The following is an 18,354-nucleotide window of genomic DNA, read 5'->3' on the forward strand; positions in this document are numbered from 1 at the left end:
CTCAACGAGGGATTAATAAGCGTCATAACCAAAATTAACAAATAAGAATAAAATGGAATATCGCTATTCTATCGATAACTATAACGTATCGCCATAATATATCTGGTAGGCCAGATTAACGCTGTCCGGTGCGTCTTTACCGGCCAGGCGCGCAATAAGTATTTCGCTCGCGGTTTTACCGATGTCATAACGTGGGGTAATGACGCTGGCTATTTTTTGTAACCGCGCCCGGCCAATTTCGAGGCCGTGAAAACCGGCAATGGCAATCTCCTGCGGGACGGCTTTCCCCTGCGCCTGGCACTCGAGCAGCACGCCCACCGCCAGGTCGTCGTTGGTACAAAAAATGGCGTCGATATCCGGGCGCGACTGCTGCATCTGCAGAAACATCTGCCGACCAAGCGCAACCGAGGAGATCGTCTTCGGCGCCATGTGATACGCCTTCAGACCGTGCTCCGCCAGCGCCAGTTCAGTGCCGTGAAAACGGCTTAAATCGCGGGGATCGTCCATGGAGCCAAAAAAGGCGATCGCCCGTTTTCCGCTCTCAAGAAAAGCGTGGGTCATGTCCCACGCCGCCTTTTCGTTATCGAAACCCACCTGGATATCCAGTTGCTGACCGCCAAAGTCCATCAGTTCAGCGACGGGAATACCGCTGGCGCGCACGTACTGCACCATGCGATCGCTGTGCTGCTTGCCGGTCAAAATCAGCCCGTCGATGTTATAAGAGAGCAGGTTGAGCACCTCGCGCTCTTCGCGCTGCGGGTCATATTCATAGTTGGCAATCAGGGTCTGGTACTGATGCGCGGAAGTCACCGACTCAATGCCGGCCAGCACATCGGCAAAAATCTGGTTGCGAAAGGAAGGAATAAGCACGCCAATCGTTTTGCTGCGGGCGTTAAGCAGGATTTCCGGTGCCCGGTTAGGGATATAGTTGTTTTCTTCCATAACCTTTGAAATCAGCTCGCGGCTGCGCTCAGAAACCTGGCCGGGGTCGCGTAAATAACGGCTGACCGTCATTTTATTCAACCCCGCCAGATTAGCGATATCCTGCAATGTCATCCGGTTGTTTTTCATCAGGTTCTCTACGACAAACGACTTATGTGCTCGCAGAGAACCTTACCACAGCAGCGGCGGTTTATGTTAGCCGACAACCCTTTTTGCCACTGCCGGGGAAGAAGATTGCGGGTTAGCGCGCACGTTGAACATCAGCACAACGGACGACAACAGCGCGACGGCCATAAAGGTATAGGATACCCCCGGCCCGCCGGTGATACCGTTCAGATACCCCACCAGCCACGCGCCAATGAAAGCGCCGAGTGCGCCGAAGCTATTAATTAGCCCCATCGATACGCCGGAAACGTTGCGCGGCAGCAGTTCAGGAATAAGCGCGAAGAACGGCCCGTAGGGCGCATACATGCAGGCCGCAGCAATAACCAGCAGCGCGTAGGATAACCAGAACGCCTGGTTGCCCACCATCCACGAGCCAAAGAAGGCGATAGCGGCAATCAGCAACAGCGGCCAGATAAACAATTTACGATTCTGGAACTTATCCGACAGCCAGGAGACCGTCAGCATCAGGATAATCGCCGCCAGGTACGGCGCCGCCGCCAGCCAGCCCACCGCCACGATATCCATCTGCGCGGCGTTTTTCAGAATCGACGGCATCCACATCATGAAGCCGTATACGCCGATGCTCCACAGCGCATGCACGGCGCAGAGCATAATCACATTGCGCGAGCGCAGCGCTTCACCGTAGTTGCGCACCGGCTTGATATGACTCTGCTCGCTGTCCATCACCTTCTGCAGGGTCTCTTTTTCCTGCGCGTTCAGCCAGGAAACCTCGGACGGTTTATCGCGCACCAGTATCCACCAGCATATCGCCCACAGTACCGCCGGAATGCCTTCAATGATGAACATTTCGCGCCAGCCCCACGCCTGAATCAGATAGCCGGAAACGATAGACATCCACAGCACCGTCACCGGGTTCCCGAGGATCAGAAAAGTATTGGCGCGTGAACGCTCGGTTTTAGTAAACCAGTTGCTGATATAAATCAGCATCGCCGGCATCACCGCCGCCTCAACCACACCAAGCGTAAAGCGAATCGCCATCAGCATCGGAATATTGCTGACGAACCCGGTAGCCGCCGCGCAGAATCCCCATAAAATAAGACTAAAGAAAATCATTTTTCGCACGCTGCGTTTTACCGCATATATCGCGCCGGGAACCTGAAAAAAGAAATAACCGAGAAAAAATAATGCGCCAATCAGCGACGCCGTTCCTTTCGTAATACCTAAATCACTTTCGATTCCCGCCGCAGCGGCAAAACCATAATTCGCGCGATCAAGGTAGGCCAGACTATAGGTAATAAATATAATCGGCATTAAATACCACCAGCGACGCGCGGGTAATTTCGCGAGCATATGCATAAGCAATCCTCAGATATTAATATCTTCACACGGGTTAAATACGCCGTCCTTCAGGCAGTACGGGCACGCTGCTGCCTGAAGGAGGCGAAGTGATTCAGACAGCGGCGAGCATTCCGCCGTCCACAAACAGCAAATGACCGTTAACAAAGTTTGCCGCCGACGAAGCCAGATACACCGCGGCGCCAATCAGCTCTTCCGGTTTTCCCCAGCGCGCCGCCGGCGTGCGCTGATACAGCCAGGCGGAAAACGCCTCATCGTTGACCAGGGCGGTCGTCATCTCGGTGGCAAAATATCCCGGCGCGATACCGTTAACCTGTATATTATATTCGGCCAGCTCAACGCACATACCGCGGGTAAGCATTTTAACCGCCCCTTTTGAGGCCGCATAAGGCGTAATTGTTTTACGTCCCAGCTCGCTCTGCATCGAACAAATATTAATTATTTTTCCCGCGCGGCGGCTCATCATATATTTCGCCACCTGCTGCGATACCAGAAAAACGCCTTTCTGGTTGACCTCAATAACGTTGTCCCACTCCTCCTCCGGAAATTCGGTAAAAGGGAAACGCCGCTGGATCCCGGCATTATTAATTAAAATATCAATGGCGCCGACCTCCTCTTCGATGCGGGCTATCGCCTGCTCGACCTGCGCCGCCTGGGTGACGTCAAAGGCGACCCCTACCGCGCGAAAGCCCTGCGCCACCAGCACCTGCGCCGCCTGGTCCGCTCTTTCCTGCGTCCGGTCGTTAATGATTATCTCCGCGCCGTACTCGGCGAGGCCGCCGGCCAACAGATGGCCTATCCCCTGAGCGGAGCCGGTGATCAGCGCGCGTTTCCCTGACAAATCGAATAAATTTCGCATATAACCTCTTTTTCAATAACTGTTACGCGTAACTGTATACGCGTAACAGTTAAGAATAGAAGAGGATGAGAAGGGAAAATGATCGTTTTGTGATCGGTGATACATTTGAAGATTAAGGAATACAAAGGCCGGCATTGACGCTGTGATGCAAATACCGGCCAGGCAGAAGAAGAAGGGATTACGCCGCGGTACGGCGGCTGCGGCGCAGCATGATGGCCAGCTGCCAGATATTGATCAGCACAATAATCGCCGTGGCGATAAACACCCAGCGGAAACCGGCCATGGCCGAGACCGACGCGCCGATCAGCGGCCCGGCTACGTTGCCGAGATACATAAATGACTGATTATAACCGAAAATACGCCCGGTGACGCTGTCGCTGCAGTACTTGAGCAGAAGCGTTTGCACCGCCGGCAGCATCGCCCCATCGGCAAAACCGAGCAGAAAGCGCAGGACGCCAAGCTGGAATGGGGTCGTAACGAACGACATGGCAAAGAACATCACTACCGCGCAGCACAACGTCGCCAGCAGAATTCGCGAGGTGCCGATTCTGTCGCCCAGTTTCCCCAGACGGGGCGCCGAAATCAGCGCCGACACGCCCGGCACGGCGGCGATCATCCCCGCGAGAAAGGCGATATTATTGCTATCCGGCGCCATCGACTTGATAAACAGGGCCAGAATCGGGCCGATTGATCCGTTGCAAAGCTGAATCACCAGGGTGGTGAAAAACAGGCTGATCACCAGCCCCGGATAGGGCAGCGAGGCAAACACCGCCTTACCGCTCAGCCGCTCCGCCTTGCTGACCTGCGGACGGGCGCCCTCTTTAATCAGAAATAGCGTCACCAGGAAGCTTACGGTCAGCAAAATCGCGGTGATGATAAATACGGCGCGCAAACCGACGTGATCGGCCAGGAAACCGCCGAGCAGCGGCCCGCCAATCACGCCGCTGATCTGCGCCGTCGATAGCGTGCTCAGCGCCCAGCCGCTACGCTCGCGCGGAACCTGAGACGCCACCAGCGCCATGGCGTTGGGAATATAGCCGGAAGTCAGTCCCATCACCGCGCGCAGGATAAACAGCTGCCAGACGTTGGTGGCGAACGCCTGGAGTAAAATGGCGATGGCCATGCCCAGCGAGGCGCGCAGCAGCATCAGCTTGCGCCCTTTGCGGTCGGCGAGGCTCCCCCACATCGGCGAGACAATCGCCGACACCAGAAAAGTGACGCTAAAGGTCAGCCCCGACCACATGGATAACGCTTCATGCGAGGTCACGCCCAGTTGGGAAACGTACAGCGGCAAAAAGGGGAGAATTTGGCTGATAGCCAGTCCGGTAAAAAAACAGCCAAACCAGACGGAGATAAGATTAACCTTCCAGGATTCCATAACTACGCGTATTCATTAGTTTTTCGACAATTATTATCTAGCTTAGCAATTTCCCTCATCCGACGTACTACCAGAGGTGCGCTGGCAGAGAGTTTGGTGTTTTATGACATGTGATTTCGTTATGACGAACAATTTCGTGGTGAAAAGCGCGTAAGACAGCGAGATATGCTCAGAAACAGAATCCCTGGCCGCGCATGCCGAGGTGAAAATGGTTGGCGTGAGCCGCGTTGTAGTCCGGCCCTAAAGCGTTACCGTAATAGCCGCAGCCGCCGGTCAGTAACGCCTGCAGCCAGGGGTGATACTGCGCATCGGGCCACCCTTTCAGCACGCTGATGCGGCGGCCATCGGCCAAACGAAAGCCGCTGATATCCAGCGCCTCCGCGGTAGCGTGTTCGCTGCGCCGCGCGTTCTGGCGATGGTAAATATTGCGGCAGGCATAGCTGCCAAAATGGTCAACCTGGCGGAGTTCCTGCCCCAGCATCCGGTGGGTCAGCGGTTTCGCCTGCTGTTGTAGATACAGCGCGCTGCTCAACGCCAGCGGGCAGCTGGCGAGGAAGCTGCTGCTGAGCTTTACCGCGCCAAAATCGCGTACCCGAACCACGTTTTGCAGCGGGCACTCTCCCCCGCTATCGGCCACCGGCTGGCTGGTGATGAGATTTCGCTGATTCGCTTCTTTCAGCAGGCCGGCGCACTGCGCGGGGGTCAGTCGCCGCAGCTTATAGTGGGTGATGAACCCCGGCGGATCCTCCAGGCGCAGCGGCGCCAGCGGGTTATAGTGCGCCGGAAGATAACGATAGCCGTAATATCCGGCCGCCAGCAGCGCCAACAGAACGATAAGCCCTTTTCCTTTCACGCGCTGCCTCCCAATGCTTTACCCGGTGAATATTATGGCAGCCAGGCGGCTGTTTCACATGCTATGTTATGCCCTTTGATGTAATCATGATGGAAGTTGAAATGGCTAAGATGAGGGTTGGGATCGTTTTCGGCGGTAAGTCGGCAGAACATGAAGTATCGCTACAGTCAGCGAAAAATATCGTGGAAGCGATCGATAAAACGCGCTTCGACGTCGTTTTACTGGGGATTGATAAGCAGGGGCAATGGCATATCAACGACGCCAGCAACTATCTGCTCAATCCGCAGGACCCCGCCCATATTGCCCTGCGCCCGTCCGATATTACGCTGGCGCAAATTCCCGGACGCGAAGCGCAGCAGCTGATTAACGCCGATAGCGGCCAGCCGCTGGCGGCCATTGACGTGATCTTCCCAATTGTTCACGGCACCCTTGGGGAAGATGGTTCTCTGCAGGGCATGCTGCGGATGGCCAACCTGCCCTTCGTCGGTTCCGACGTCCTCGGCTCAGCCGCCTGCATGGACAAAGACGTCACCAAACGTCTGCTGCGCGATGCCGGGCTGTCGATTGCGCCTTTTATTACCCTGACCCGCGCCAACCGTCATCAGGTGAGTTTTGCCGACGTGCAGGCGAAGCTAGGCCTGCCGCTATTTGTTAAACCGGCGAACCAGGGTTCCTCGGTAGGCGTCAGCAAGGTCAACAACGAAGAGCAGTATCAGCAGGCGGTCGCACTGGCCTTCGAATTTGACCATAAAGTGGTGGTTGAGCAGGGGATTAAAGGGCGCGAGATCGAGTGTGCGGTGCTGGGCAATGATAATCCGCAGGCCAGCACCTGTGGCGAAATCGTCCTCAACAGCGAATTTTACGCCTACGATACCAAGTACATTGACGATCAGGGGGCGAAGGTGGTGGTTCCAGCGGCCATTGACAGCGAAGTCAACGATAAAATTCGCCAGATCGCCGTTCGCGCCTACCAGACCCTCGGCTGCAGCGGCATGGCGCGCGTCGATGTCTTCCTGACCGCCGATAACGACGTGGTGATTAATGAAATCAACACCCTGCCGGGCTTCACCAATATCAGTATGTACCCGAAGCTGTGGCAGGCCAGCGGTCTGGACTACACCAGCCTGATTAGCCGCTTGATTGAACTGGCGCTGGAGCGTCACGCCGCCGATCGCGCGCTGAAAACATCGATGAATTAATCCCGGTAACGGGTTCACCGTCGTCTGCCGGCGGTAGCCCGGGTAAGGCGTTTACACCGCGATCCGGGGAGTGTGCGGGGTTGATGTATCAGCTCGCCACACTCCCCGGCTCGCGCTGCGCTTAGCCGGGCTACGGGTTCACCAGGGCCTGCGGTCGGGTAGCCCGGACAGGCGCGCCAGCGCCGCCTCCGGGAAAGCACATCTCATGCGGCCTCTCTCACTTTACACTTCCTCTGCCGGGCGGCGGCGAATAATAAACCCGGCGATCCAGAAGCTAATCACCCACGTCACCAGCCCAACCGCGTAAGAACGCCAGCCTTCGGTTTCATAGCCGAGCAGCCCGACCACGCCATTCATAATAAAAATTAACCCCAGCGCAACCGCGTAGTAGTGCCAATCGCGGCGAATTTTTTCAGTGAGCTTCATAACCACTCCGACAACAAAAAAAGCATCTTCGCATAGCCGCCACCACGGGTCTGTAGCTGCGTTGAGAATTGTCGCACATTGCGATATCGGTCTAAATTTCACAAATTTGTAGCAAACTCACAACCCGATGAAATCAGGAATATTCCTGGACGGAAATTACCAGCAATCTGATACTGAGATATCTCCTTCGTTGCCAGAATAAACCTCTATGTAGCCGTGGAAAAAACGGCAGGTAGGTGAAGTATGGAGGTCAATATGGCAGAGTTCACCTTTGCAAAGACCGTCAACGGCGGCAAAAAGAGGGGCTCTATCACCAGCAGCAACATCGCTTACGCTCTGTTTGTGCTGTTTTGCTTCTGGGCCGGTGCGCAAATGCTGAGTATGCTGATCCACGCGCCGGGAGTGTTTGAGCATCTGATTCAAATGCAGGACAGCAGCCGCCCGCGGGTCGAGATTAGCCTGACGGTCGGTACCCTGTTCGGGCTAATTCCCTTTCTGGCAGGCTGCGTATTAATTGGTATACCAGGGCTGATTTTCCGCTGGCGCAGCCGCCGCTAACGGCGCGCCATACAGCTGGCCCGCCGGTCATCAACGCGTTTAGCAAACCAGGCGGTCGTCAGATTACGGGTGATTTTCGGGCTCTCAAGCTGAATGCCCGGCAGCACTTCCCGCGGTAGCGTTTTAACGGCTTTTTTATCGGCAATACGAAACACCTGCTTATAAAGATCGCTCTCTTCAAACGCCAGGGTATCGCCCTTCTTTAACTGACGATGGATATCGTCATCGCTCATCGCCAGCTGCGAGGATAACCGGCGCACCGCCAGTTCGGTGGTTCCGGCCTCGTCGCTATCGTAGCGAATCAAATCGCCATCCAGCGCCAGCTTCACGCCCGTCGCTTTAGCGACGGCGTTCTGGAACGCGGCGTTGCGGCTGGCGTACCATCCGGCGTTGAAATCAGCAAAACGGTACAGCGGCACGCTGTAGTTCGCCGGATAGTTCAACAGATGGTAAGTGCCAAACCACAGGCCGCCGCGCAGGCTGAACACCTCCTGGCGCACGGTACCGTCGATTTTCCACGGATAGCCGTCGGTATGCTGCTCGGCGAAGGCGATGCTGACCTGCATCGGGCCGCCGGTATGCACCGGGTTCAGAGAGCCGAATAGCTTCTGCCCCATCGGCACCATACCGATAAAATCATCGAAAATCGCGCTCAGCTGCTTTTCGGTTTTCACGCTATCGAGGCGTTCGCTATAGCTTTTGCCGTTGGGCGATTTGATTTTCAGCGCGGTATGCACCAGAAAAACCGGGATGTGCATTTTCTCCGCCCGGCGGTCTATCTCCTGCCAGGCGATTTTATTCAGCCCCGGCACCGCCGGGTCGGCCTGATAGTTGGACTCCTGCTGCGCCACCGCCAGCACCGAACAGACGTTCTCTTCCGTCGGTGCCAGCTTCTGGCTGGCAAACGTTTTGGCGATGGCCTGCGCCCAGGCCTCGCGATCTTTCACGCTGGCGGGCATTTTCTGCCGCACCACCGCGGCAACATCAATCGCCTTTTCCCCCTTTTTCAACTCCGGCTCCGGCTTGCTGGAACAGGCGCTGAGAACCATCCCGGCCACTAGCGTCAGGGTGAGCGAAACGAAACGAGATGATGCTACGGCCATATTTCTTCCTTGCGATGGTTAACTTAATGTTTGGGTCACTTCCAGCAGCTCTTTGCCATCCAGTTCACGTTCAAAGCTGCGCAGACGTTTATAGATGGACATCAGCTCAACCAGCGTAGTCCAGGAGCTAATCAGATACTGGAACGAACCGCGTACCTGGCCAAAGACGTTGGTTATCTGGGTCATCAGGCCCAGCGTAATCGTACCGGCAACAATCGACGGAAACAGCAGGAACAAACCGAAAACGTTATCCACCTGCAGATAAAGAATACGGGCGATATTGAAATACATGTAGTGGAAATAGAGGCGGAAATAGTTGCGGCGCACGGCGCCAAAGAGCTCACGCACCGTCGGCGGCGTCGCGCGGTTGGCGTCATCCTCGCCGTACACCAGCTCTTTACGATAGGCGGCCTCGACGCGCTGGTTTTTAAACTCCAGCCCGGGCAGCTTGATCCCCACCACCGCCAGCAGGCCGGTGCCCATTAACGACCAGACGATAGCGGCAATCACCAGACCGTAAGGCAGGTGGCCGACAATCGGTAAATCCGGGACGTGCGCGGAGAGCGTCACCAGCACCGGCAGGAAGGCGATAAGCGTCATCACCGCGTTAAGGAAGCTGACGCCCATGCTCTCCAGGGTGGAAGCAAAGCGCATAGTATCTTCCTGCACACGCTGCGCGGCGCCTTCGATATGGCGCAGATGCTGCCAGTGCGCCATATAGTGTTCGTTCATGGCGGTACGCCAGCGGAAAACGTAGTGACTGACGAAGAAGTTGTTCATCACCCCGATAATCACCGCGATAAGCGCGATACCGAGAAAGATGCCAATCTCCTGATAAAACTGGTTAATGCTGACCTTATGTGGCGTCGCCAGCGCGGCCTGAATAAGATCGTAGAACGGGGCGTACCAGGCGTTGATCGCCACCCCGACCTCCACCAGAAACCAGGTGACAAAAATAATCAGCGAGGTACCGAGGATCGACCAGTATTGCCAACGGTGGGGGCTGTAGATAAACCAAAAAAGGGCGAAAACGCCCACGCAGAATATGTAGAACGCGTAGAACACCAGGTAATTGAGCGACCAAAAGCGCGCCGCGCTAATCGCCACATCCTGGGATGCGCCGGTGACCCGCAGCAGCCAGTCGCCGCCGCCCGCCTGCCAAAAGATCACCGCCAGCAGCGACCAGATAAAGGCAGAAATAAAAAACGGCCCCGGTTTGGGGAAAAAGGATTTAAACATCATGCTCTCCTGCTAACTTCTTTCTCGTTTTGCTGTGCTGTGTACCACAAAAACGCCCGCCGCAAAGTCGTCGCAGCGAAGCAAAGTGGGCGGATGATGAGACCGGATATCAGCGGCTTAGTTCGCCGACCATCCGTTCAGAATTGTTTCTGTCGATTTCACCTGTAAAGGATTGCCCGGAACGGTCAGCGTACGCCACACCTCGTTGTAGTGAGCGATCAGGGTGACGGCCTGCGCCGCCGGGCGGTTGGCGGTAGTATGGGCATCTTCAGCGACGGTAATCGCATAGCCCCGGCTGGCGCCGTTTTTGATGGTGGTATCTACGCAGTAGTCGGTGGCGCAGCCGCAAATGACAAATTGCGTGATGTGATGCTCGCGCAGCACCGCTTCCAGGCGGGTGCGGTAAAAGGCATCGCAGGCGGTCTTGGTCACAAACAGTGCGCCAGCGGGTTGATGCAGTTCGGGCAGCAACGCAAAACCTTCGCTCCCCTCCTCCAGACCACCCTCTTCGCAGTGCTGGATGAAGATAACGGTATCCGCGGCATCTATCAGGCGGTTAATTTGCGCCGCGCAGCGCTCGCGCTCAATACGCGGCGTCGCGAAAACGCCGTTTTGCATATCCACTACCATCACTACCCGTTTCGCCGCCATCGTCTCTTGCCACCCATCTTAAGCCAAAACGATCATCATACGCGCCCGCAGGCGAAAGCCGCTATCCGAAAGCTTAAAAAAGGTTTTTTTACGCCAGGTTACGTTTTTCCGCACAGAATGGCGTTATTAGCGCTTTGCTCGGCGGCGCTTCGTAGTATAAATACGCTCTATATTTTTCTTCACCATGATGGATGCCCCCGTTGAAACGTAGTCTGCTCATTTTTGCTGCGCTGTGCGCGGCGTCGTTGACATCGGCCCAGGCCGCGCAGCCGAGCGTCGACCCGGAATTCGCTGCGGATGTTGTCGACCGTTACGCTAACCATATCTATTACGGCAGCGGCGCGATCGGTATGGCGCTGGTGGTTATCGATGGTAACCAGCGCGTATTCCGCAGCTTCGGCGAAACGCGCCCGGGCAATAATGAGCACCCGCAGCTCGATTCAGTGATTCGCATCGCCTCCCTGAGCAAGCTGATGACCAGCGAAATGTTGGTCAAACTTCTCGACCAGGGCGTGGTGAAGCTCAACGATCCGCTGAGCAAATACGCCCCGCCGGGCGCGCGAGTGCCGACATACCAGGGAGCACCCATCACGCTGGTGAATCTGGCGACGCACACCAGCGCCCTGCCGCGCGAACAGCCCGGCGGCGCGGCGCATCGTCCGGTGTTCGTCTGGCCGACGCGCCAGCAGCGCTGGAACTGGCTCTCCACGGCAACGTTAAAAACCGCGCCGGGTTCGCAGGCCGCCTATTCCAATCTGGCGTTCGATTTACTGGCCGATGCGCTCTCTACCGCCGCAGGCAAGCCCTGGCCGCAGCTGTTTGAAGAGCAGATCACCCGCCCGCTGGGGATGAAAGACACCACCTTTACGCCTTCTCCCGATCAGTGCCGGCGCCTGATGATCCCGGAGAAAGGGGCCAGCCCGTGCAACAATACCCTGGCGGCCATCGGCAGCGGCGGCGTTTACTCCACGCCTGGCGATATGATGCGCTGGATGCAGCAGTTCCTCTCTTCCGATTTCTTCACCCGCGGGCAGCAGGCGGACCGGATGCAGACGCTGATTTATCAACGCAGCCAGCTGACGAAGGTGATCGGGATGGACGTGCCGGGCAAAGCCGATGCGCTGGGCCTCGGCTGGGTCTACATGAAGCCGAAGAACGGCCAGCCGGGCATTATTCAGAAAACCGGCGGCGGCGGCGGTTTTATCACCTACATGGCGATGAACCCGCAGGCTAACGTCGGCGCCTTCGTGGTGGTGACCCGCTCTTCATTGACGCGTTTCAACAACATGAGCGATGGGATCAACGAGCTGGTCAGCGAATTAAGCGGCGACCGTCCCGGGATTGAAACCGCCAGCCAGTAGCCTTGTGGGATGTTTTGCCGACGATAGATAAGGATCGTTTTGGCGAAACATCCCGCCGCCAATTGAGGTAAACTCGCTTTTTTCATTTCACAAAATCAGGCAAACCATGACAGATTTAATTACTCGCCCACGCCGCCTGCGCAAGTCCGCTTCGCTACGCGCCATGTTTGAAGAGACAACACTGAGTTTGAACGACCTGGTGTTGCCGATCTTTGTTGAAGAAGAAATCGACGATTACAAAGCCATCGAAGCCATGCCCGGCGTGATGCGTATTCCGGAAAGACACCTGGCGCGCGAAATCGAGCGCATTGCCAACGCCGGTATCCGTTCGGTGATGACCTTCGGGATTTCCCATCATACCGATGCCGTTGGCAGCGATACCTGGAATGAAAACGGCCTGGTGGCGCGCATGTCCCGTATCTGTAAAGAGGCGGTGCCGGAGATGATCTTGATGTCCGACACCTGCTTCTGCGAATACACCTCCCACGGCCACTGCGGCGTGCTGTGCGACCACGGCGTCGATAACGATTTAACCCTTGCCAACCTCGGTAAGCAGGCGGTGGTCGCCGCTGCCGCTGGCGCGGATTTTATCGCCCCTTCCGCGGCGATGGACGGCCAGGTGCAGGCCATTCGCCAGGCGCTGGACGCCGCCGGATTTACCGATACGGCGATTATGTCCTACTCCACCAAGTTCGCTTCATCGTTCTACGGCCCGTTCCGCGAAGCCGCGGGTACCGCGCTGAAAGGCGATCGTAAAACCTATCAGATGAGCCCGATGAACCGCCGCGAAGCGATTCGCGAATCGCTGCTGGACGAAGCCCAGGGCGCCGATTGCCTGATGGTCAAACCGGCCGGTCCGTATCTCGATATCCTGCGCGATCTGCGCGAGCGCACCGACCTGCCGCTCGGCGCGTACCAGGTGAGCGGTGAATACGCGATGATTAAATTCGCCGCCCAGGCCGGCGCTATTGATGAAGAGAAAGTGGTGCTGGAAAGCCTCGGCGCGATCAAACGCGCCGGCGCGGATCTGATCTTCAGCTACTTCGCTCTCGATCTGGCCGAAAAGAAAATCCTGCGTTAATTCGGCTCTTACCGTTCCCCGGTCGCGGCTGACGCCTTACCGGGGCTACAAACCTGCTCCGGTAGCCCGGGTAAGGCGCTAGCCGCAACCCGGGGAATTCCTCTGCTGCAAAAAGTTGCGAGACTCTTTCCACCATTATCTTTGGATTCTTGCCAGACTGTTACCCCGACTCTACCCTGCCGCTTAAGAAGCTATCTTTTGCAAAGGAGCGCGCCGTGGTCGCCTACCGTCGTTATTACCTGAAGGGTGGAACCTGGTTTTTTACCGTTAATTTGCGAAACCGAAAAAGCGGACTTCTGACCGAGCACATCGGAGCTTTACGTCACGCCATCCTCACCATCAAACGGCGAAAACCCTTTTACATTGATGCATGGGTTATCCTTCCTGAACATCTTCATTGCATCTGGACATTACCCGGAGACGATAGCGATTTCTCCGCCAGATGGCGGGACATAAAAGGTTGCTTTAGCAAAGCATTAAAACAAGAAAATGTCTGGCAACCGCGTTTCTGGGAACATGCAATCCGCGATGAAGAAGACTACTGCCGGCATATCGATTACACCTACATTAATCCTGTAAAACACGGTTGGGTACGACAGGTTTGTGATTGGCCTTTTTCAACCTTTCACCGGGATGTACGGCGCGGGTTATATCCCGATAATTGGGGTGGCGAAGTTCACGATTTTTTGTGCGGCGAACGCCAGTGACCCCCGGTCGCGCTACGCTTACCGGGGCTACGGGTTCACCACCGTATGTGGGCCGGTAGCCCGGGTAAGGCGCTAGCCGCAACCCGGGGAAATAAGCTCCCGCCAATCCCAAATCTTCACTCAACTGTAATCTGAGCGACATCTGCGCCTTCTACTGTCTGGGCAGGACGGAGGAGGTGCCGCTATGTTTAGTCTCGACAATGTTATCGATGACCTGTGGCCTCAGGCAAAGCCAGCCCCCTGGCAGAAAAAGGTGCTGAAAAAGCTCCTGCATGAGGAAGAATTTCAGCAGTTTGCCGCGCGTCATCATCACCTGAAAGGACTGGATACGGTCGAACAGGTGCTCGAACATCTTAATATCCGCTGTGCTATCCCGGCGCACGATCTCGAACAAATCCCCGAATATGGCCCGCTGGTCATTATCGCCAACCACCCCACCGGTACGCTTGACGGCCTGGCCCTGCTCTACGCGGTGTCCCGCGTGCGCCGCGACGTTAAAGTGGTCACCAACCGCATGCTGACCCACCTTGAACCGCTGAGCTCGCTGTTTATTCCGGTCGATAATATCAATGGCCGAACCGCCAAAGCGGCGCTGCAGCAGATGGACCAGCAGTTGCAAAACGGCGGCGTGCTGATTTTCTTCCCGGCGGGTGAAGTTTCACGCCTCACCCGGCGCGGCATTCGCGATAAAAAATGGCACTCTGGGTTTATTAAGCTGGCGGCGAAATATCGCGCCCCGCTGCTGCCGGCGTGGATCCGCGCGCGCAACAGCGCGCTGTTTTACGCCAGCACGCTGATTTCCGATAGCCTGCCGCTGCTGCTGCTGATGCAACAAATGTTTCGTCGCCGCAACGGCAGCCTGCCGGTTAATTTCGGCCAACAAATTGCCTGGTCAAGCTGGTTCGATCCCCAGCGCTCTACGCGCGAGCTGACCGAGCGCTGCTATCACCATCTGGAACTGCTTGGAAAAGGCATGCCGGGCGTATTTACAAGCGAAAGCGCTATCGCCCGTCCCGAAGACCGCGCCCTGCTCAAGCGCGAACTGGGTCGGGCGGAAACCCTGGGGCGCACGGCGGATGGCAAAGTGATTTATCTCTGGCAGCGCCGCGACCAGGAAGATGCGCCGATACTGCGCGAACTGGGTCGCCTGCGGGAAATCGCCTTTCGCGCGGTGGGGGAAGGCAGCGGCAAACGACGCGACGTTGACGGCTATGACGACGACTATCTGCATCTGATTCTGTGGGATGAGGAAGATCTTGAGATCGTCGGCGCTTACCGTTTTATGCCAACCGCAATGCAGCTGGCAAAGCGCGGACTGACAGGTATCTACAGCTATAGCCTGTTTCATTACGACGCGCGGATGGACGATATTCTGCAACACGGCATTGAGCTGGGGCGCAGCTTTATCCAGCCGCGCTACTGGGGCCGCCGCGGGCTGGACTACCTGTGGTCCGGCATCGGCGCGTATCTGGCGCGCTATCCGCACTATCGCTATCTGTTCGGCCCGGTGTCGATTTCCGGCGGGCTGCCGCCGTCGGCGCGCGATCTGCTGGTCGCGTTCTATCGACTGTGGTTCCCGGCGACGCATCCGCTGGCGGAGTCGCGCCGCCCTTATCCGGCCTCGCTGCCCGATGTGCTGGCGCAGTTTGGCGGAGAAGATTACAACGACGACCTGGCGCGGCTGAAGTCTCTGCTCGGCAACCTCGGCTGCGCGATCCCGCCGCTGTATAAGCAGTATTCGGAAGTCTGCGAGCCGGGCGGCGTACAGTTTATCGATTTTGGCAGCGACCCGGATTTCAACAACTGCGTGGATGGGCTAGTGTTGGTGGACTTTACCTATCTGAAGGCCAACCGCTATCAGCGCTATATTGGGGTACATCTGGACGCGCAAAAATCGGCATAAAAGCCTTTTCCCGGCTTGCGGCGCATTGCGTCTTAGCCGGGCTACGGGTTTACAGCTTTCTGCGGACCGGTAGCCCGGACAAGGCGCGTTAAGCGCCGCCTCCGGGAAGCCACGTGCAATACCGCTTCCGATGTTCTCCACGGCGCGCGGCCGGGCTACAAGCATTACCCCGCACGGTAATAGGGTTTATCCCCGAGAATCGTCGCCCGGTGCATAATGCGCCGCTGCGGCAGGTAATCGGCGTTGGCGTAGTGCTGGGTGACGCGGTTATCCCAAATCGCCACATCGTTCGGCTGCCAGCGCCAGCGTACCTGGAAGTCCGGTTTGGTGACGTGGGCAAACAGGAAGCTCAGCAGCGTCTCGCTCTCTTTCTCCGTCACGTCGACGATGCGGGTCGTAAAGCCCTCATTGACAAACAGCGCCTGCTTCCCGGTCACCGGATGGGTGCGCACCACCGGATGCAGCAGCGGTGGATTTTTCGCCACCGCCTCTAGCCAGCGCTGATGCTCCTCTTCGTTTTTGCGATATTTATACTCCTGAAACGATTTGCGAAAATCATGCTCCGCGCGCAGGCCGCTTAACAGCTGGCGCAAGGGCGCGGAGAGCGCCTCATACGCGGCAATGCCGCTGGTCCACAGGGTATCGCCGCCGGTTGAAGGCAGCTCTTTTGCCGCGAGTATCGCCCCGGCGGGCGGCGTTTCAATAAAGGTAACATCGGTGTGCCAGTTATCGTTATCCGGCGGGTTATCGTCGTGGGTATCGAGCACGATAATCTCATCCACGCCGGGCGCGTGCGGATAGACCGGATGAATATGCAGGTCGCCAAAGCGCAGGGCGAGATCGCGCTGCTGCTCGGGAGTGATGTTCTGCTCGCGCAGGAACACCACCTGATGGCGCAGCACCGCGTGATACAGCTGTTCAAACTGGTTGTCGCTCAGCGGGCGGGTGATGTCGACGCCGGATACCTGCGCGCCAATATACGGCCCCAGCGGGGTGATACTTAAACGTTCGCTCATTGTACTTCTCCATGCCAGGGGGTCAGGCGACGCTGCAGCGCGCGCAGCCCCAGTTCCAGTAAAAAGGCGATGATGGCAATCACCGCGATGCCGGCCAGCACCACGTCGGTGGCGAGGAATTCACCGGCGGACTGCACCATAAAACCTAACCCGCGGGTAGCGGCAATCAGCTCCGCGGCCACCAGCGTCGACCAGCCCACGCCAAGCCCGATGCGCAGTCCGGTGAGGATCTCCGGCAGCGCGCCGGGCAGGATCACCAGCCACAGTACCTGCGCTTTACTGGCGCCTAAAGCTTGCGCGGCGCGAATACGCACCTGCTGGGCGCTCTTCACGCCCGCCAGCGCCGACATCGCCACCGGCGCGAATATCGCCAGGTAGATCAGCAGGATCTTGGAGGTCTCGCCGATACCGAACCAGATCACCATCAGCGGTAAATAGGCCAGCGGCGGCACCGGGCGATAAAGCTCGATCAGCGGGTCGAGGATCCCGCGTACCGTGGGGCTCAGCCCCATGGCGATCCCTACCGGTACGCCGAGCAGCACCGCTGCCAGCAGCGCGATAACGATACGCGTCAGGCTCGCCGCCAGATGCTGCCAGAGGGTGGCGTCCATAAAGCCCTGCGGACCGGCAATAGCGATCAGTTTCTGCAATACCTGTCCCGGCGGCGGCAGAAACAGCGGGCTAATCAGCTGCAGGGCGGCAACGGCCCACCAGATAGCCAGCAGTACCGCCAGGGTCGCCACGCTCAGACTGAGCTGACGCGAGAGCGGCCAGCGCCACTTCAGTCCCCGCTGACGCGGTTTGTCATTAATGACCACGCTCATGAGAAAGCCTCCCGTTGTTCAAACACCCGGCTGAGGACGTATTCACGCTGTTCGATAAACCGCGGGTCCGATTTAATGCTGCGGCAGGATTCCCCGGCGACGAAGCGGCGGCCAAAATCGAGCGGCAGCCGTTCGAGCACGCGCCCCGGCCCCGGCGAGAGCAGTACCAGTTCGGTGGCCATAAACACCGCCTCTTCGATATCGTGGGTGATCAGCAGTACCTTCTTACCGGTCTCATGCCACAGGCTAAGCAACAGGGTTTGCATCTGCTCGCGGGTAAAGGCATCCAGCGCGCCAAAGGGCTCGTCGAGCAGCAGCACCTGCGGATTTGCCGCCAGCGCGCGGGCAATGCCTACCCGCTGACGCTGGCCGCCGGAGAGCTGCCAGATAAAGCGTTTCTCCGCCCCTTCAAGGCCCACTTTTTTCAGCATCCGCGCGGCGGTGGCCCGGCGCTGCGTTTTGTCGACCCCGGCCAGCTGCAGCCCGAGCGCGACGTTATCCTGCACGTTGCGCCACGGCAGCAGCCCTTCATGCTGAAACACCACGCCGCGATCGGCGCCCGGCCCTTCAACCCGCCGGCCTTCGAGGGTGATGCTGCCGTGCTGATAAGGCACGAATCCGGCAATCAGGTTCAGCAGCGTGGTTTTACCGCAGCCGGAGGGCCCCAGGACCACCAGCAGTTCGCCGCTGTCCAGCGTCAGGTTGATATCCGCCAGCGCCTGTTTACCGCCGTAATCGGCGGAAAGATGCGAGATTTGCAGCATCATGACCT

Annotated in this window: 18 protein-coding genes; 6 read left to right on the forward strand and 12 right to left on the reverse strand. The window is 57.5% G+C overall.

The window, feature by feature from the left end; genetic code table 11:
• Positions 1–78: 78 nt before the first annotated feature.
• The 5 genes from idnR to EGY08_RS08995 form a co-directional block, all read right to left on the reverse strand.
• Complete coding sequence (gene idnR / locus EGY08_RS08975) at positions 79–1,071, reverse strand: DNA-binding transcriptional regulator IdnR (RefSeq protein ID WP_004129606.1); 993 nt, start codon at positions 1,069–1,071, stop codon at positions 79–81.
• 66 nt (positions 1,072–1,137) lie between these two features.
• Positions 1,138–2,424, reverse strand: a complete 1,287-nt coding sequence (locus EGY08_RS08980) for an MFS transporter (protein WP_123828418.1) — start codon at positions 2,422–2,424, stop codon at positions 1,138–1,140.
• Between the two features lie 94 nt (positions 2,425–2,518).
• Positions 2,519–3,283, reverse strand: coding sequence for a gluconate 5-dehydrogenase (gene idnO, locus EGY08_RS08985; protein WP_049113309.1), 765 nt, complete (start codon positions 3,281–3,283; stop codon positions 2,519–2,521).
• Positions 3,284–3,461: 178 nt separating this feature from the next.
• Complete coding sequence (locus EGY08_RS08990) at positions 3,462–4,661, reverse strand: multidrug efflux MFS transporter (RefSeq protein ID WP_004129587.1); 1,200 nt, start codon at positions 4,659–4,661, stop codon at positions 3,462–3,464.
• 169 nt (positions 4,662–4,830) lie between these two features.
• On the reverse strand, positions 4,831–5,514 hold the full coding sequence (locus EGY08_RS08995; protein ID WP_004129584.1) for an extensin family protein: 684 nt from the start codon (positions 5,512–5,514) through the stop codon (positions 4,831–4,833).
• 101 nt (positions 5,515–5,615) lie between these two features.
• Between EGY08_RS08995 and ddlA the strand changes: the two genes are divergently transcribed.
• The gene (gene ddlA, locus EGY08_RS09000; protein ID WP_087828328.1) at positions 5,616–6,713 is read left to right on the forward strand and encodes a D-alanine--D-alanine ligase; all 1,098 of its coding nucleotides are present in this window, start codon (positions 5,616–5,618) and stop codon (positions 6,711–6,713) included.
• A gap of 222 nt (positions 6,714–6,935) precedes the next feature.
• Here the strand turns inward: ddlA and EGY08_RS09005 are convergent, their stop codons facing one another.
• A complete protein-coding gene (locus EGY08_RS09005) occupies positions 6,936–7,139 on the reverse strand; it encodes a DUF2754 family protein (RefSeq protein WP_004129579.1) in 204 nt (67 codons plus the stop codon).
• 255 nt (positions 7,140–7,394) lie between these two features.
• Between EGY08_RS09005 and EGY08_RS09010 the strand changes: the two genes are divergently transcribed.
• Positions 7,395–7,697 (forward strand): DUF2755 family protein, encoded by a 303-nt coding sequence (locus tag EGY08_RS09010; RefSeq protein ID WP_004129576.1) that lies wholly within the window; start codon positions 7,395–7,397, stop codon positions 7,695–7,697.
• Here EGY08_RS09010 and EGY08_RS09015 read toward each other — a convergent pair.
• The 3 genes from EGY08_RS09015 to EGY08_RS09025 form a co-directional block, all read right to left on the reverse strand.
• Positions 7,694–8,800 carry a DUF1615 domain-containing protein gene (locus tag EGY08_RS09015; RefSeq protein ID WP_123828419.1) on the reverse strand — a complete coding sequence of 369 codons (1,107 nt, stop codon included), beginning with the start codon at positions 8,798–8,800 and terminating at the stop codon, positions 7,694–7,696. The two genes, EGY08_RS09010 and EGY08_RS09015, sit on opposite strands and share 4 nt — an antisense overlap.
• Before the next feature lie 18 nt (positions 8,801–8,818).
• Positions 8,819–10,039: a peptide antibiotic transporter SbmA gene (sbmA, locus tag EGY08_RS09020; protein ID WP_004129571.1), complete on the reverse strand. Its 1,221-nt coding sequence runs from the start codon at positions 10,037–10,039 to the stop codon at positions 8,819–8,821.
• Positions 10,040–10,156: 117 nt separating this feature from the next.
• Positions 10,157–10,669, reverse strand: coding sequence for a cysteine hydrolase family protein (locus EGY08_RS09025; protein ID WP_162626048.1), 513 nt, complete (start codon positions 10,667–10,669; stop codon positions 10,157–10,159).
• Between the two features lie 221 nt (positions 10,670–10,890).
• Between EGY08_RS09025 and ampH the strand changes: the two genes are divergently transcribed.
• The 4 genes from ampH to EGY08_RS09045 all read left to right on the forward strand — a co-directional run bounded on the left by ampH (position 10,891) and on the right by EGY08_RS09045 (position 15,742).
• Positions 10,891–12,051 (forward strand): D-alanyl-D-alanine-carboxypeptidase/endopeptidase AmpH, encoded by a 1,161-nt coding sequence (ampH, locus tag EGY08_RS09030; protein ID WP_032742055.1) that lies wholly within the window; start codon positions 10,891–10,893, stop codon positions 12,049–12,051.
• Positions 12,052–12,157: 106 nt separating this feature from the next.
• On the forward strand, positions 12,158–13,132 hold the full coding sequence (gene hemB, locus EGY08_RS09035; protein ID WP_112165862.1) for a porphobilinogen synthase: 975 nt from the start codon (positions 12,158–12,160) through the stop codon (positions 13,130–13,132).
• 215 nt (positions 13,133–13,347) lie between these two features.
• Positions 13,348–13,839: an REP-associated tyrosine transposase gene (locus tag EGY08_RS09040; protein WP_087828305.1), complete on the forward strand. Its 492-nt coding sequence runs from the start codon at positions 13,348–13,350 to the stop codon at positions 13,837–13,839.
• A gap of 184 nt (positions 13,840–14,023) precedes the next feature.
• Positions 14,024–15,742 carry a lysophospholipid acyltransferase family protein gene (locus tag EGY08_RS09045; RefSeq protein ID WP_123828420.1) on the forward strand — a complete coding sequence of 573 codons (1,719 nt, stop codon included), beginning with the start codon at positions 14,024–14,026 and terminating at the stop codon, positions 15,740–15,742.
• A gap of 164 nt (positions 15,743–15,906) precedes the next feature.
• On the opposite strand, the gene tauD is transcribed toward EGY08_RS09045, so the two are convergent.
• Genes tauD through tauB form a run of 3 tightly spaced genes read right to left on the reverse strand, consistent with a single transcriptional unit; the run spans position 15,907 to position 18,346 of the window.
• The gene (gene tauD, locus EGY08_RS09050; RefSeq protein WP_004129556.1) at positions 15,907–16,758 is read right to left on the reverse strand and encodes a taurine dioxygenase; all 852 of its coding nucleotides are present in this window, start codon (positions 16,756–16,758) and stop codon (positions 15,907–15,909) included.
• Complete coding sequence (tauC, locus tag EGY08_RS09055; RefSeq protein WP_004129553.1) at positions 16,755–17,582, reverse strand: taurine ABC transporter permease TauC; 828 nt, start codon at positions 17,580–17,582, stop codon at positions 16,755–16,757. The genes tauD and tauC overlap by 4 nt, the downstream gene beginning before the upstream one ends.
• On the reverse strand, positions 17,579–18,346 hold the full coding sequence (tauB, locus tag EGY08_RS09060) for a taurine ABC transporter ATP-binding subunit (RefSeq protein ID WP_123829416.1): 768 nt from the start codon (positions 18,344–18,346) through the stop codon (positions 17,579–17,581). The genes tauC and tauB overlap by 4 nt, the downstream gene beginning before the upstream one ends.
• Between the last annotated feature and the right edge of the window lie 8 nt (positions 18,347–18,354).

It is taken from the genome of Klebsiella sp. FDAARGOS_511, from assembly GCF_003812845.1.
GTDB lineage: Bacteria > Pseudomonadota > Gammaproteobacteria > Enterobacterales > Enterobacteriaceae > Klebsiella > Klebsiella grimontii.